The sequence below is a fragment of the Pseudomonas sp. BP11-1-1 genome, assembly GCF_052112105.1.
GTDB lineage: Bacteria > Pseudomonadota > Gammaproteobacteria > Pseudomonadales > Pseudomonadaceae > Aquipseudomonas > Aquipseudomonas alvandae.
Genome location: NZ_JAUTYU010000009.1, coordinates 137,619 through 151,574 on the forward strand (window position 1 = coordinate 137,619; position 13,956 = coordinate 151,574).

Consider the following 13,956-nt stretch of genomic DNA (forward strand, 5'->3'; position numbering starts at 1 on the left):
TGATGAACAACCGCACAACCCTGATCGTCACCTGCGCCACCGTTTTCCTCGCACAACTGGGCATGAGCATCTACCTGCCGGCCGTGCCTGACATTGCCCTGGACCTCAAGGCCAATGCGGCCCAGGTGTCGTGGGGATTGTCGGTCTACCTGATCGGCATGGCGCTGCCCATGCTGTCATGGGGCAGCCTGAGCCAGCGGCTCGGGCGCAAACCCGTCTTGCTTGCGGCATTGGTCCTGTACGGCCTGGGCAACCTGGCCTTGCCGTTGGGCACGTCACTGGAAGCGTTCTTGACGTTCAGGTTGATCCAGGGCATCGGTGCCAGCGGTATTTCGGTGATGGCGCGGGTGTTGATCCGCGACACGTTCAGCGGCGACGTGCTGGCCAAGGCGCTGTCGTGGATATCGATCGCCTTCGTGGTTGCCCTCGGCATCGGCCAGTACCTCGGTTCGTTGATCCAGCTCGCGTTCGGGTGGGAGGCGATTTTCCTGGGCTTGGGTGCGGTCAGCCTGGTGATGGCAGCGGCGGTGTCCAGGGCCCGGTTTCCGATATTGACCGAAGTAAACAGTGGGCAATCGGCGTGGCACGTGTACGGCCAAATCGTCAGGCATCGCGGTTTTCTGCTACCTGCACTGGCAGGTGGGCTGGGGTATGGCGTGATCATCGCCTTCAACACCGGTGCGCCGCTGATCCTGCAGGAAAGTTTCCATTGGTCCGCCATCGAATACGGCCTGTTGGGCTGGCCGATCAGCGCGGCGTACCTGCTCGGCGCGTTGGCGGTGAATGCATTCGTGCTACGCACCGGCCAGCGTCGACTGATGGGCTGGGGCATCGCGCTCGTGCTGGGCGGCAGCGTGACCATGCTGGCGGGAAGCATTGCATTGGGCAGTGTTGCCCCGCTGTTCTGGCTCCCGTACTGCTTCGCGGTGTTCGGCCAGTCGTTGAACTACCCCATCAGCCTGTCATTGGCGAACGAGGGCTCGCCAGTCGCCGGCGCATACGCCATGGCACTGAGCGGTTTCCTGCACCAGTTGATGGCCTCCGCGATCGGCGCCTTGGCCAGCCTGTTGTTGAGTCAACAGGCCTGGCCATTGGCGCTGTTGTGCACGCTGTTGGCGATGGCGGCGATGTTGTGCGTCAGGTTCATGCCGCCTCGGGCCACTTAGAACGCGCCGCGGAAAATTTCCTCGATCTGGCGCTGGTCCGCCGCTCGCGGGTTGGTCAGGCCGCAGGCATCCTTCAAGGCGTTGGCGGCGAGTACCGGCACGTCATTGAGGCGCACGCCCAGCTCACGCAAGCCCGCTGGAATGTCCACATCCACGGCCAGGCTGCGAATCGCCGCGATGGCGGATTGCGCACCTTCTTCAGGGCTGAACCCACGAATATCGGCCCCCATGGCATGGGCTACGTCCGTCAGCCGGACGGCACAGACCGCGGCATTGAAACTCTGCACATGGGGCAGCAACACGGCGTTGCACACGCCATGGGGCAAGTCATAGAAGCCGCCCAACTGATGCGCCATCGCATGCACGAAACCCAGCGAAGCATTGTTGAATGCCATCCCCGCCAGAAACTGCGCGTAAGCCATGTTCTCCCGTGCGGCCAAGTCATTGCCGTCACGCACGGCCAGGCGCAGGTTGTTGCTGATCAAGGTAATCGCTTTGAGGGCGCAGGCGTCGGTGATGGGCGTGGCGGCGGTGGAGACATAAGCCTCGATCGCATGGGTCAGCGCATCCATGCCGGTCGCGGCGGTCAATCCTTTTGGCATCGCCACCATGAGGGCCGGGTCGTTGACCGACATCAGCGGCGTGACGTTGCGGTCGACGATGGCCATTTTCACATGACGCGTCTCGTCCGTGATGATGCAGAAACGGGTCATTTCACTGGCGGTGCCTGCCGTGGTGTTGATGGCGATCAGCGGCAGTTGCGGCTTGCTGGAGCGGTCGACGCCTTCGTAGTCGCGGATCTGCCCGCCATTGGTCGCGCACAACGCGATGCCCTTGGCGCAATCATGGGGAGAGCCACCACCCAGCGACACGATGAAATCGCAGCGGCTTTCCTTCAGCAAGCCGAGCCCGAGTTCAACGTTGGCGATGCTCGGGTTGGGCTTGGCACCGTCGTAGATCACCGCGTCGACATCCTGTAATGCCAGCAACTCGGCCACCTTGGAGGCCACGCCGGCCTTCGCCAACCCCGCGTCGGTGACGATCAGTGCCTTGCGAAAGCCGTAGTTGCGGATGGCGGTCATCGCCTCGTCGAGGCAACCCAGGCCCATGATGTTCACGGCGGGAATGAAAAAAGTGCTGCTCATGGGGACACGCTCCTGAAAGAGGCCGGATCGGCAGGGGCGTACAGGATTGACCGACTGGTCACAACGTATCTTGATCTGGCTCAAGACTGGGTCGTGATAAAGTCACGCCCTGCCTTTGCCACGTTTTGAGATGACTTTCGCAATGACCGATTTCCAGGAATACGACGCCCGGCTCGAAGATTGGGAGACCTTGCGCGCCGACACGGCCTTCAGCGGCCTGTTGGTAGGCAACGGCGCCAGCCGCGCCGTGTGGGACGATTTCGGCTATGACTCGTTGTTCGAAAACGCCCGTACCGTCGAGGAAAAACCCCTCAGTCCGTCGGAGCTGAGCGTGTTCGATGCGCTGCAGACCCGCAGTTTCGAGCAGGTGCTGGGTGCGCTGAAAACCACCAGCCGGGTCAACAAGGCCCTGGCGGTGAGCTCCGCCGCGCCGCGCAATCGCTACTACGCGATCAAGGAAGCGTTGATCAACGCCGTGCACGCCATGCACATCCCCTGGCGACTGGTGCAAGCGTCGACCCTGCAACGTCTCAACCAGGAACTGGGCCGCTACCGCACGGTGTTCACGACCAACTACGATTTGCTGAGCTACTGGGCGATCCAGCACGCTCCCGACACCGTCACCGACCTGTTCCTGGGAGCCGATCACAGCTTCGACCTGAGCCAGGCCAACACGGATAAACCATGCCTGCTGTACTTGCACGGTGGCTTGCACCTGGTGCGCAACCAGGACGGCACGGCACGCAAGCTCACCTCCACCGAGGGCACCTTGCTGGGCAGTTTCGCGATCAACAACACCCTCAAGACCCTCGATGATGTCCCACTGTTCATCAACGAAGGCCCGAGCCAGGACAAACTCAAGACCATCCGCAGCAGTGACTACTTGTCGTTCTGCTACGACCAGTTGCTGCAGCACGGCGACAACCTGTGCCTGTTCGGCCACGCCCTGGGCGAGCAGGACAGCCACATCGTTGATGCCCTGCGCCAGGCCGCGCCGAGAACCTTGGCCATCTCGATCTATCCGCGCAGCCAGGCTTTTATCCAGCACCAGAAACGGCATTACGCCAAGCTATTCCAAGGCCTGGACATTGAGCTGCGCTTCTTCGATGCCAAGAGTCATCCGCTGGGCGATCCGAAGCTGGCAGTGCCGGTTGAGGTGTAGTCTCCCGGTGACGTCTACAGGGTAATCGCCGTGCCCAGCAACGTCAGGAACCCCGCCAACCAGTTCGGATGCGCCGGCCAGGCCGGTGCCGTGGCCAGGTTGCCCTGGACGTGACCTTCGGTTACCGGAATATCGATGAAAGTCCCGCCGGCCAAGCGCACCTCCGGGGCACACGCCGGATAGGCGCTGCACTCGCGGCCTTCCAGGATGCCCGCCGCCGCGAGCAATTGCGCACCGTGGCACACCGCGGCGATCGGCTTGCCGGCCAGATCGAAATCACGCACCAGTTGCAGGACCTCTTCATTCAGGCGCAGGTATTCCGGAGCGCGACCGCCCGGCACCAGCAGCGCATCGTAATCGGCGGCCAGGACCTTGGCGAAGTCATGGTTGAGGGCAAACAAATGCCCCGGTTTTTCGCTGTAGGTCTGGTCGCCCTCGAAATCATGGATCGCGGTGCGGACGGTCTGGCCAGCCGTTTTATCCGGGCACACGGCATGCACCGTGTGGCCGATCATCTGCAACGCCTGGAACGGCACCATGACTTCATAATCTTCGACGTAATCGCCGACCAGCATGAGGATTTTCTTTGCGGCCATGGACTGGGCTCCTTTGGAATGCGTGAGGGTGGACGCATTAAAGGTAGACCGGTACATCGGTAGGTGAGGGATAAGCGCTGATTACCTGACGGGCTGTACCTCTGCCCCTCGTGGGAGCGAGCTTGCTCGCGATTCAGGCGATGCGGTGTTTCAGGCACACCGCGTTGTCGTTTCATCGCGAGCAAGCTCGCTCCCACAAGAGGTCAGTGCTGTGCGGCAAGGTAGCCATCCGCCCGCAGCAGCGTTTCGAGGCAGTGCTCGGTGATGTGATAGAACGCCTTGAGTTCTTCGATCCTGGCGAGCAGTTCGGCGGGATCCGCCGGTTCGGCACGCTTGACCGCGAGGATCATCTTGTTCTTGTTGGTGTGATCCAGGGAAATGAACTCGAACACCTTGGTCTCGTAGCCGCAGGCTTCGAGGAACAACGCCCGCAAGCTGTCAGTGACCATTTCCGCCTGCTGGCCCAGGTGCAAGCCGTACTGCAACATCGGCTTGAGCAGCGCCGGGCTCTGGATCTGCAGGCGGATCTGTTTGTGGCAGCACGGCGAGCACATGATGATCGAGGCGCCCGAGCGGATGCCCATGTGGATGGCGTAGTCGGTGGCAATGTCACAGGCGTGCAAGGCGATCATCACATCCACCGCGCTCGGCGCCACGCTGCGCACGTCGCCATGCTGGAAGCTCAGGCCCGGGTGCTCAAGCCGCGCGGCGGCTTCGTTGCACAGCTTGACCATGTCTTCGCGCAACTCGACCCCGGTCACCACGCCTTCGGCCTGCAAGGTGTTGCGCAGGTAATCGTGGATGGCGAAGGTCAGGTAGCCCTTGCCCGAGCCGAAGTCCGAGACCCGCACCGGCTTGTCCAGGGCCAGCGGCGAAGACGTCAGTGCATGGCTGAAGACCTCGATGAACTTGTTGATCTGCTTCCATTTGCGCGACATCGCCGGAATCAGTTCGTGCTTGTGGTTAGTCACGCCCAGGTCAGCCAGGAATGGCCGGCTCAAGTCGAGGAAGCGGTTCTTCTCGCGGTTGTGCTCGGTCGATGGCACCTCCCGCAATTGCTGGGGCTTGCTCTTGAACAGCGAGCTCTTGCCCTTCTTGCTGTACTCCAATTGCGCCTCGTCGGTGATCGCCAGCAGATGCGCGTTCTTGAACGAAGCCGGCAACAGCGCGGCGATGGTATCCACGCCTTCGGCCAGCGGGAAATTCTTGGTGATGTCGCGGGTCTTGTAGCGATAGACGAAGGACAGGCAAGGCTGATCCTTGACCGTGAGCTGCTTGATGATCAGCCGCTGCAGATCGGTTTCGTCACCGACGTACTTGGCCAGCACCAGCTTGATGAACGCGTTCTGCTCGAGATTGGCTTGCAGCAGCGCGATGAACTGGGCGTGGTGATCCGGCGCGGGACGGGCGGGAGTTGCAGTGACGGACATGGACAAGCGGCCTCGGGGCGGGCGGATCGGGAATGGCGGGTATTTTAGGGGGGATGGGGTGCCAGGGCACGGGGAATTTCCTGTGGCGAGGGGATTTATCCCCGTTGGGCTGCGCAGCAGACCCAAATCAGACAACAGATCTCGACCCATAACCGGCTGTCGGCTAAAGGGGGCTACGCCCCCAACGGGGATAAATCCCCTCGCCACAACGGTGTCCGGCAGACACTCAGCCCAACACCACCAACCGATTCGGCAACTCATTACGCGCATGGGTCACCGGTACGTGCTCCTTGAGCAATTCGCCGCAAGCCTCGATGCACGTCACAAAACCCTGCAACGTCTGGCCTTGGCGAACCTGCTGGGTGAACACCGCGACAATCGCATCCCAATGTGTATTGTCGAGTCGCTTGGAAATGCCCTCGTCCACCAAAATCTCCACATAGCGCTCGGCCTCGCAGACGAAGATCAGCATGCCGGTGCTGCCCACGGTGTGGTGCAGGTTCTGTTCGAGAAATTGCCGGCGCGCCAGGTTGGAAGCCCGCCAGTGGCGTACGGAGCGAGGGATCAGGTGCGTGGTGATGCCAGGCATGCGAAACACCAGGCACAGCACGATGAAACTGGCCCACTGCACCCACAGCAGACTGTGCAGGGTCAGCCAACCTGTCAGGTACTGCAAGGCGCCGGGGACCACCAGTGCCAGCAGGCTGGCCCAGAGCAACGGGATGTAGGCGTAGTCATCAGCGCGGGCGGCAAGCACCGTGACCAGCTCGGCGTCGGTGTCGCGCTCGACCCGGGCGATGGCCTCGGCCACTTTGCGTTGTTCGTGTTCAGTCAGTAATGCCATGTTTGAAAAAGCCCGCTCATTATTGTTCTCACCAGCCGCCCGACGAACCGCCGCCCCCGAAACTGCCGCCACCACCGCTGAAGCCACCGCCTCCGCTGCCACCGAAGCCACCACCGCCGCTTCTGTAACTGCTACCACCGGAACCGCCGCCGCTGGGCAGGATACCGAGCACTTGGCAGACGAATATCGTCAGGATGAAAAGCATCGCCAGGAAGATGAACAGCCCCGGATGGCGCTCGACGAAATCCCTCTCGTCCTGCTCACCCGCGTTGTACGCGGCTGCCGGTTCATCGAGGGAACTGCCGCCCAGGACCACGAGCATCGCCGCCACGCCGTCACTGATGCCCTTGTTGAAATTGCCCGTCTTGAACGCCGGGGTGATTACCTGGTTGATGATCACCGAACTCTGGGCATCAGTCAGACGATCCTCCAGGCCATAACCCACTTCGATGCGCAGTTTACGATCATCGCGGGCGACGATCAGCAGCGCGCCGTTGTTTTTGTCTTTCTGCCCGATGCCCCAGTGGCGGCCCAATTGATAGCCGAAGTCTTCGATGCTGGCGCCCTGGAGGTTGGCCAGCGTGACGACGACCACCTGTTCGCCGGTGGCCTGTTCATGGGCCTTGAGTTGCCCATCGAGTTGCGCGCGGACCGACGGGTCGAGCAGTTGGGCGGAGTCCACCACCCGCCCGGTCAATGCCGGGAAGCTCAATTCGGCCTGGGCCGTGATGGCAAAGACCCAGAGCAACAGCACCAGGCCAAATTTCAACACTCGCATCAGAACTCCTGTGTGGGAGCGAGCTTGCTCGCGATAGCGGTGGATCAGTTTGCATCAATGTTGGATGTGCGGCCGCCATCGCGAGCAAGCTCGCTCCCACAGTTTTTTCAAAACTTCACTTCAGGCGCTTTTTCGGCATTCGGGCTGGTGGCCTCGAAGGTCTCGCGGATCGGCAAGTCGCTGTACATCACGCTGTGCCACAGGCGACCGGGGAAGGTGCGGATTTCGGTGTTGTATTTCTGCACCGCCAGGATGAAGTCGCGACGGGCCACGGCGATGCGGTTCTCGGTGCCTTCGAGCTGCGACTGCAAGGCCAGGAAGTTCTGGTTGGCCTTCAAGTCCGGGTAGCGCTCGGACACCACCATCAAGCGGCTCAATGCGCCGCTCAACTGATCCTGGGCTTGCTGGAACTGCTTGAGTTTTTCCGGATTGTCCAGAGTGCTGGCATCGACCTGGATCGAAGTGGCCTTGGCCCGCGCTTCGATCACTGCGGTCAGGGTTTCCTGCTCATGCTGGGCATAACCCTTGACGGTTTCCACCAGGTTGGGAATCAGGTCGGCGCGGCGCTGGTACTGGTTCTGCACCTGGCCCCAGGCCGCCTTGGCCTGTTCGTCCAGGGTCGGGATGTTGTTGATGCCGCAACCGGCCAGCAGTGTAGTGAACAGCATCAGGGCCAGCAGTTGCAGGCCGCTGCGGTGGTTCAGTCGTGGATTCATCAGGTGAAGCTCTCCGTTGCATTGCATTAACAAAACACCGCCACCTATCTTGCCGGTGTCTGGGGCATAATCGCCGCCGCACTGGATCGAATCGGGTCTATGGGCTAAAAGATGCGCGGTGCGAAACTAAGTTCATCGCCACAGGTTCGAAAGTGTGCTGCATTTAATTGGATAACACCCGAACAACAATAGCCGCTCCTCACATTTAGGCTGACCGGCGTGTACTGATCACCGCCCTTTAGGCTTGCGAGAAAACTATTCATGAAGAAGCTGTGTTTGCTGGGCCTGTTTGTCACCCTGGCCAGTCAATCCGTATTAGCCGACAACCCGCCAGCCCCCATAGAGAACAAGGACGCTTTCATCAGCAACCTGATGAAACAGATGACCCTTCAGGAAAAGATCGGCCAACTGCGCCTGATCAGCATCGGCCCGGAGATGCCCCGGGAGATGATCCGCAAGGAGATCGCCGCCGGCAACATCGGCGGCACGTTCAACTCCATTACCCGCGATGAAAACCGTCCGATGCAGGACGCGGCCATGCGCAGCCGGCTGAAGATCCCGATGTTCTTCGCCTATGACGTGATCCATGGCCATCGCACGATTTTCCCGATTCCCCTGGCCCTGGCCTCGAGCTGGGACATGGATGCCATCTACCGCTCCGGCCGCATCGCAGCCAAGGAAGCGGCGGCCGACAGCCTCGACATTACCTTCGCACCGATGGTCGATATTTCCCGTGACCCACGCTGGGGCCGTACCTCGGAAGGCTTCGGCGAAGACACCTACCTGGTGTCGCGCATTGCTGGGGTGATGGTCAAGGCGTTCCAGGGCAGCGGTGCGAACGCAGCCGACAGCATCATGGCCAGCGTCAAGCACTTCGCCCTGTATGGCGCCGTGGAAGGCGGTCGGGACTACAACACCGTGGACATGAGCCCGGTGAAAATGTACCAGGACTACCTGCCGCCCTACCGCGCCGCCATCGACGCTGGCGCAGGCGGCGTGATGGTCGCGCTGAACTCCATCAACGGCGTACCGGCCACCGCCAACACCTGGCTGATGAACGATCTGTTGCGCAAGGAATGGGGTTTCAAGGGCCTGGCCGTCAGCGACCACGGCGCGATTTTCGAGTTGATCAAGCATGGCGTCGCCCGGGACGGTCGCGAAGCGGCCAAACTGGCGATCAAGGCCGGCATCGACATGAGCATGAACGACTCGCTCTACGGCAAGGAGCTGCCCGGCCTGCTCAAGGCTGGCGAGATCGAGCAGAGCGACATCGACAATGCGGTCCGCGAAGTACTGGCCGCCAAGTACGACATGGGCCTGTTCAAGGACCCGTACCTGCGTATCGGCAAGGCCGAGGATGACCCCGCCGACGTCTACGCCGACAGCCGCATGCACCGCGCCGATGCCCGCGACGTGGCGCGCCGCAGCCTGGTGCTGCTGGAAAACCGCAACCAGACCCTGCCCCTGAAGAAAACCGCGAAGATCGCCTTGGTCGGCCCGCTGGCCAAGGCGCCGATCGACATGATGGGCAGTTGGGCCGCCGCCGGGCGTCCGGCGCTGTCGGTCACCGTGTACGACGGCATGGCCCGGGCCCTGGGCGGTGAGTCGAAGCTGATCTATGCCCGTGGTGCCAATATCACCGGCGACAAGAAAGTGCTCGACTACCTGAACTTCCTCAACTTCGACGCCCCTGAAGTCGTGGACGACCCGCGTCCGGCCCAGGTATTGATCGATGAAGCGGTTAAAGCCGCCAAGGAAGCGGACGTGGTCGTGGCCGCCGTGGGCGAGTCCCGTGGCATGTCCCATGAATCGTCGAGCCGCACTGAACTGAATATCCCGGCCAGCCAGCGCGAACTGATCAAGGCACTGAAGGCCACCGGCAAGCCGTTGGTGTTGGTGCTGATGAATGGCCGTCCGCTGTCGCTGCTGGAAGAAAAACAGCAGGCCGATGCGATCCTGGAAACCTGGTTCAGCGGCACCGAAGGCGGCAATGCCATCGCGGACGTGCTGTTTGGTGACTACAACCCTTCGGGCAAGTTGCCGATCACCTTCCCACGCTCCGTCGGGCAGATTCCTACCTACTACAACCACCTGAGCATCGGTCGGCCGTTCACACCGGGCAAACCAGGCAACTACACCTCGCAGTACTTCGACGACACCACCGGCCCGCTCTACCCGTTCGGCTATGGCCTGAGCTACACGACGTTCAGCCTGTCGGACATGGCCCTGTCGTCCACCACGCTGAACAAGACCGGCAAGCTGGATGCGAGCATCACCCTGGAAAACACCGGCGACCGTGACGGCGAAACCGTGGTGCAGCTGTATATCCAGGACGTGACCGGCTCGATCATCCGTCCGGTGAAGGAATTGAAAAACTTCCGCAAGGTGATGCTCAAGGCCGGCGAGAAGAAGGTCATCCACTTCGACATCACCGAAGACGACCTGAAGTTCTTCAACGCCCAGCTCAAGTACGCCGCGGAACCGGGCAAATTCAACGTGCAGATCGGCCTGGATTCCCAGGATGTGAAGCAACAGAGCTTTGAGTTGCTCTGATCCAGCAACACTGAAATACCCTGTGGGAGCGAGCTTGCTCGCGATGAGGCCTCATCAGTCACCGCATCATCGACTGTCAGGCCGCCATCGCGAGCAAGCTCGCTCCCACATTGGTTTTGCGGTGGATGGTTAGCCCCGCCGATCCAACAAGTTCACCACCACCCGATCCACCAATCCCCACACCCTTTGCTTGAACCGCTTCCATAATGGCCGGCGCTGCCAGGCGTCGAGGCTCATCTGCAGGCTCTGCTCGAAGTCCCGTTCAAAACTGGCCGCCACGGCCTTGCTCAATCCGGAGTCCAGCGCCTCCAGATTGGCTTCGAGGTTGAAGCGCAGGTTCCAGTGATCGAAATTGCACGAGCCGATGCTGACCCAATCGTCCACCAGCACCATTTTCAAGTGCAGGAAGCAGGGTTGGTATTCGTAGATTTTCACCCCGGCCTTGAGCAGGCGCGGGTAATAGCGATGGCCGGCGTAACGCACGGACGGATGATCGGTGCGCGGGCCGGTCAGCAGCAGGCGCACATCGATGCCCCGCGCGGCGGCCTTGCGCAGCGAGCGGCGCACGTTCCAGGTCGGCAGGAAATACGGCGTAGCCATCCAGATGCGTTTCTGGCCGCTGTTCAATGCCCGGGACAGTGACTGCAGGATGTCGCGGTGCTGGCGAGCGTCGGCATACGCCACCCGGCCCATGCCCTCGCCCACCGGCGGAACCCGAGGCAGGCGCGGCAGGCCAAAATTGGACGCCGGTTTCCAGGCCCGTCGATGACGGTTGGCGAGCCATTGGCGGTCGAACAGCAACTGCCAATCGAGCACCAGCGGACCGACGATTTCCACCATCACTTCATGCCAGTCACTGTGGTCATCCAAGGGGTTCCAGAACTCATCGGTCACCCCGGTGCCACCGACCACCGCCAAGCGTTGGTCGACCAGCAGGAGCTTGCGGTGATCGCGGTAGAGATTGCGCACCCAGCGGCGCCAACTCAGGCGATTGTAGAAACGCAGTTCCACACCCGCCTGGACCAGGCGATTGCGCAGGCCCAGGGTAAACGCCAGGCTGCCATAGTCGTCGAACAGGCAGCGCACGCGAACGCCACGTTCGGCGGCCTGGACGAGGGCCTGGACCATCGCCTCGGCGCAAGCGCCCGCCTCCACCAGGTACAACTCCAGTTCGACCTGTTCCTGGGCGCGGGCAATCTCCACCAGCATGCGCGGGAAAAACTGCGGACCGTCGATCAACAGCTCGAAGCGATTGCCTTCGCGCCAAGGGAATACCGGGCCGCTCATGTCAGCGCGCCGTGAAGATCAGTACCGCATTCACCGGCACCGACAGGCTGATGGCCGACAATCCGGCTAATGTTCGAAGCGTTTCCAAACCCGGCGCCAGATCGAAATCCGCTGCGTTGAGCACGACTGGCTCCAGGGTCACGACCTGGAAGCGACGCTCGTCCAGGCGCGTCGCCAGCAGTTGAACGTTGTATTCGTGCTGCTTGCCATGCAAATCCACCGTCACCGGCAGGCGCAGTTCCAGTTGCGCGCCATTGGCCAAATCCTGGATCGGTATCAGGTCGAGCTGCGCAGTGATGGTGGCCTCGGCGAACTGCTTGATTTCAAACAACTCGGCGCGCATGCGCTCGTCCCGCAGGGGAATGCCGCTGTTGATGGATTCGAGTTCGACCTCCAATCGCGCAAGGCCCTTGGGCTGGACCTGGCCGTGCAGCACGAGGAAACGCTGGACCTCGGAGACATTGCCGTTTTTGCTGCTGATAAAAGAGAGCCGCGACGACTCGCCGTCCAGATACCAATCGGCCTCGGCCGGCAGCGCGGCGCAGGCCAGCAGCAAGGTGGTGACAACGTGGGAGAAAGACCGCTTGAACATACAGACTCGGGGGGCAGATAAACCTGTGGCGAACCTTAACCGGGCCGAGGGCGCTTGCAAACTGTCTGTAGCAACAACAACCAGAAATCGCCCAGCTTTCGTGGCGAGGGGATTTATCCCCGCTGGGTTGCGCCGCAACCCCAAAACAGGCGAAGCATTGCATTAGGGAGAAACTTAGTTCAGCTATAGGGCCGCTACGCAGCCCGGCGGGGATAAATCCCCTCGCCACAGGGTTCGCGTCGTTTCTGGATTACTCCAACCGACACCCCTGTCGCTCTCCCATCCACCGCGCACTGTGGCTGCGCCCCAAGCCGCTGACGGTGATGCGCTTGGCTTCAGGTGTGTCGAGAAAATCGTAGGTGGGCACCGACTGCTTCACATAACCCCGGCAATATTCGGCCGGTTGCTGCATCACATAGCGGCACGAACAATATTCCTTGGCGGTATAGGCGCTGATGATGCCGGGAAACGCGCGCAACGCCACCCGCTCCTGCCAGACCCAACCGAACAGAGCAACCAGCAGCACCGCCATCAAGGTAAGCGACACTTTGCGCATCATGGCTGCACCGTCCCGGCGAAAGCCGCCATGGCGCGCTTGAGCAATTCGTTGTGACGATAGCTTCCGTCGCGATCGTCGCCGTAGCGCACGATCACCAACCGGGCGCTCGGAATGATGTACAGCGCCTGGCCCCAATGCCCAAGAGCGGCGAAGGTATCCGGTGGCGCGTCCGGCCACGGGCGGATCGTTCGGTCAGCGGCGCGATTGAGCCACCAGTGTCCGCCGGGCACGGCTTCGTCCTGACCGGCCTGGAAGCGGGTAAACGGCTCGCGGTTGAACGCAATCCAATCCTTGGGAATCAATTGTCGATCGCCCCAACGGCCATCCCGTTGCATCAACAGGCCGACACGCGCCAGGTCCCTAGCCGTGAGATAAGCATAAGACGAACCGACAAACGTGCCGCTGGCGTCGGTTTCCCAGGTCGCGTGACGGATGCCCAAGGGATCGAACAAGGCTGTCCAGGGATAATCGGCATAGCTCGCCGGGCCGACGATAGTTTTCAGTGCTGCCGCCAGCAGATTGCTGTCGCCGCTGGAATAGCGGAACACCTGGCCGGGCGGGCTGAAGCTGTCGTGCCCGGCGGTGAACGCCGCCATGTCGTGGCTTCCGCGAGTATAGAGCATCGCCACGACCGAAGAATTGAGCGGCGCGTATTCGTAGTCTTCTTGCCAGTCCAGGCCGGACGCCCAATGAAACAGATCGGCCAGGGTCATGCCCGGGTGTCGCTTCAGCGGCGGGTAGTACCGGGCCGCCGGGTCATCCAGGGCAAAGCGTTTCTCACCGTAGGCCACGCCGAACACCGTTGCCAGCAGGCTTTTGCTGATGGACCAGGTCAGGTGCGGTGTGTGTGCGTCAGTCGGTCCGGCGTAGCGTTCGTAGACCAGCCGACCGTCCTGGATCACCAGCAGCGCGTCGGTGCGAATGCCTTGGCGGGTAGCGTCGTCCCTCGGTACGAAGGCGTATTGCTCCAGGGCTTCGATGGCCGGCCCAGTGGGGGGCGGGCTGCTTGACCATTGCTCACCGGGCCAATCCTCGGCCTGGGCGTTCAGGTTGAGCAGCAACAGCGGGATCAGGAACCAGCCTTTGGACATTCACGGGGCTCGCAGGATTGAACCTTCAGAGCCTATT

Annotated in this window: 13 protein-coding genes; 3 read left to right on the plus strand and 10 right to left on the minus strand. The window is 61.6% G+C overall.

Annotated features, from left to right (window positions below):
- The first annotated feature begins 2 nt into the window (after positions 1–2).
- Positions 3–1,166 (plus strand): MFS transporter, encoded by a 1,164-nt coding sequence (locus Q7C33_RS18655; RefSeq protein ID WP_407683918.1) that lies wholly within the window; start codon positions 3–5, stop codon positions 1,164–1,166.
- On the opposite strand, the gene yiaY is transcribed toward Q7C33_RS18655, so the two are convergent.
- The gene (gene yiaY / locus Q7C33_RS18660; RefSeq protein WP_030138462.1) at positions 1,163–2,311 is read right to left on the minus strand and encodes an L-threonine dehydrogenase; all 1,149 of its coding nucleotides are present in this window, start codon (positions 2,309–2,311) and stop codon (positions 1,163–1,165) included. The two genes, Q7C33_RS18655 and yiaY, sit on opposite strands and share 4 nt — an antisense overlap.
- 142 nt (positions 2,312–2,453) lie before the next feature.
- Between yiaY and Q7C33_RS18665 the strand changes: the two genes are divergently transcribed.
- Positions 2,454–3,473 carry a DUF4917 family protein gene (locus Q7C33_RS18665; RefSeq protein ID WP_030138461.1) on the plus strand — a complete coding sequence of 340 codons (1,020 nt, stop codon included), beginning with the start codon at positions 2,454–2,456 and terminating at the stop codon, positions 3,471–3,473.
- A 14-nt stretch (positions 3,474–3,487) separates the two neighbouring features.
- Here the strand turns inward: Q7C33_RS18665 and Q7C33_RS18670 are convergent, their stop codons facing one another.
- From Q7C33_RS18670 to Q7C33_RS18690, 5 genes are all read right to left on the minus strand, one after another.
- Positions 3,488–4,069 carry a DJ-1/PfpI family protein gene (locus Q7C33_RS18670; protein ID WP_030138460.1) on the minus strand — a complete coding sequence of 194 codons (582 nt, stop codon included), beginning with the start codon at positions 4,067–4,069 and terminating at the stop codon, positions 3,488–3,490.
- Between the two features lie 203 nt (positions 4,070–4,272).
- Positions 4,273–5,499: a class I SAM-dependent methyltransferase gene (locus Q7C33_RS18675; protein WP_217860160.1), complete on the minus strand. Its 1,227-nt coding sequence runs from the start codon at positions 5,497–5,499 to the stop codon at positions 4,273–4,275.
- A gap of 226 nt (positions 5,500–5,725) precedes the next feature.
- The gene (locus Q7C33_RS18680; RefSeq protein WP_407683919.1) at positions 5,726–6,343 is read right to left on the minus strand and encodes a TPM domain-containing protein; all 618 of its coding nucleotides are present in this window, start codon (positions 6,341–6,343) and stop codon (positions 5,726–5,728) included.
- Positions 6,344–6,371: 28 nt separating this feature from the next.
- On the minus strand, positions 6,372–7,121 hold the full coding sequence (locus Q7C33_RS18685) for a TPM domain-containing protein (protein WP_198797109.1): 750 nt from the start codon (positions 7,119–7,121) through the stop codon (positions 6,372–6,374).
- A 107-nt stretch (positions 7,122–7,228) separates the two neighbouring features.
- Positions 7,229–7,837, minus strand: coding sequence for a LemA family protein (locus Q7C33_RS18690; protein WP_030138456.1), 609 nt, complete (start codon positions 7,835–7,837; stop codon positions 7,229–7,231).
- 261 nt (positions 7,838–8,098) lie between these two features.
- Here Q7C33_RS18690 and bglX point away from each other — a divergent pair, with 261 nt between their 5' ends.
- The gene (bglX, locus tag Q7C33_RS18695; RefSeq protein ID WP_030138455.1) at positions 8,099–10,390 is read left to right on the plus strand and encodes a beta-glucosidase BglX; all 2,292 of its coding nucleotides are present in this window, start codon (positions 8,099–8,101) and stop codon (positions 10,388–10,390) included.
- A 129-nt stretch (positions 10,391–10,519) separates the two neighbouring features.
- Here the strand turns inward: bglX and Q7C33_RS18700 are convergent, their stop codons facing one another.
- From Q7C33_RS18700 to Q7C33_RS18715, 4 genes are all read right to left on the minus strand, one after another.
- Positions 10,520–11,677: a phospholipase D-like domain-containing protein gene (locus Q7C33_RS18700; RefSeq protein ID WP_030138454.1), complete on the minus strand. Its 1,158-nt coding sequence runs from the start codon at positions 11,675–11,677 to the stop codon at positions 10,520–10,522.
- 1 nt (position 11,678) lies between these two features.
- Positions 11,679–12,269 carry a YceI family protein gene (locus tag Q7C33_RS18705; protein ID WP_198797108.1) on the minus strand — a complete coding sequence of 197 codons (591 nt, stop codon included), beginning with the start codon at positions 12,267–12,269 and terminating at the stop codon, positions 11,679–11,681.
- A gap of 250 nt (positions 12,270–12,519) precedes the next feature.
- Entirely contained in the window at positions 12,520–12,828 is a 309-nt protein-coding gene (locus Q7C33_RS18710; RefSeq protein WP_407683920.1) for an amidase, read from the minus strand.
- Positions 12,825–13,919, minus strand: a complete 1,095-nt coding sequence (locus Q7C33_RS18715; protein ID WP_407683921.1) for a serine hydrolase domain-containing protein — start codon at positions 13,917–13,919, stop codon at positions 12,825–12,827. Before Q7C33_RS18715 ends, Q7C33_RS18710 begins: the two co-directional genes overlap by 4 nt.
- Positions 13,920–13,956 lie beyond the last annotated feature (37 nt).

Excerpts from the sequence above, each read along its gene's own strand:
- Q7C33_RS18655 (WP_407683918.1), top strand. The coding sequence starts at position 3 with ATGAACAACCGCACAACCCTGATCGTCACCTGCGCCACCGTTTTCCTC.
- yiaY (WP_030138462.1), bottom strand. The coding sequence starts at position 2,311 with ATGAGCAGCACTTTTTTCATTCCCGCCGTGAACATCATGGGCCTGGGT.
- Q7C33_RS18665 (WP_030138461.1), top strand. The coding sequence starts at position 2,454 with ATGACCGATTTCCAGGAATACGACGCCCGGCTCGAAGATTGGGAGACC.
- Q7C33_RS18670 (WP_030138460.1), bottom strand. The coding sequence starts at position 4,069 with ATGGCCGCAAAGAAAATCCTCATGCTGGTCGGCGATTACGTCGAAGAT.
- Q7C33_RS18675 (WP_217860160.1), bottom strand. The coding sequence starts at position 5,499 with ATGTCCGTCACTGCAACTCCCGCCCGTCCCGCGCCGGATCACCACGCC.
- Q7C33_RS18680 (WP_407683919.1), bottom strand. The coding sequence starts at position 6,343 with ATGGCATTACTGACTGAACACGAACAACGCAAAGTGGCCGAGGCCATC.
- Q7C33_RS18685 (WP_198797109.1), bottom strand. The coding sequence starts at position 7,121 with ATGCGAGTGTTGAAATTTGGCCTGGTGCTGTTGCTCTGGGTCTTTGCC.
- Q7C33_RS18690 (WP_030138456.1), bottom strand. The coding sequence starts at position 7,837 with ATGAATCCACGACTGAACCACCGCAGCGGCCTGCAACTGCTGGCCCTG.
- bglX (WP_030138455.1), top strand. The coding sequence starts at position 8,099 with ATGAAGAAGCTGTGTTTGCTGGGCCTGTTTGTCACCCTGGCCAGTCAA.
- Q7C33_RS18700 (WP_030138454.1), bottom strand. The coding sequence starts at position 11,677 with ATGAGCGGCCCGGTATTCCCTTGGCGCGAAGGCAATCGCTTCGAGCTG.
- Q7C33_RS18705 (WP_198797108.1), bottom strand. The coding sequence starts at position 12,269 with ATGTTCAAGCGGTCTTTCTCCCACGTTGTCACCACCTTGCTGCTGGCC.
- Q7C33_RS18710 (WP_407683920.1), bottom strand. The coding sequence starts at position 12,828 with ATGATGCGCAAAGTGTCGCTTACCTTGATGGCGGTGCTGCTGGTTGCT.
- Q7C33_RS18715 (WP_407683921.1), bottom strand. The coding sequence starts at position 13,919 with ATGTCCAAAGGCTGGTTCCTGATCCCGCTGTTGCTGCTCAACCTGAAC.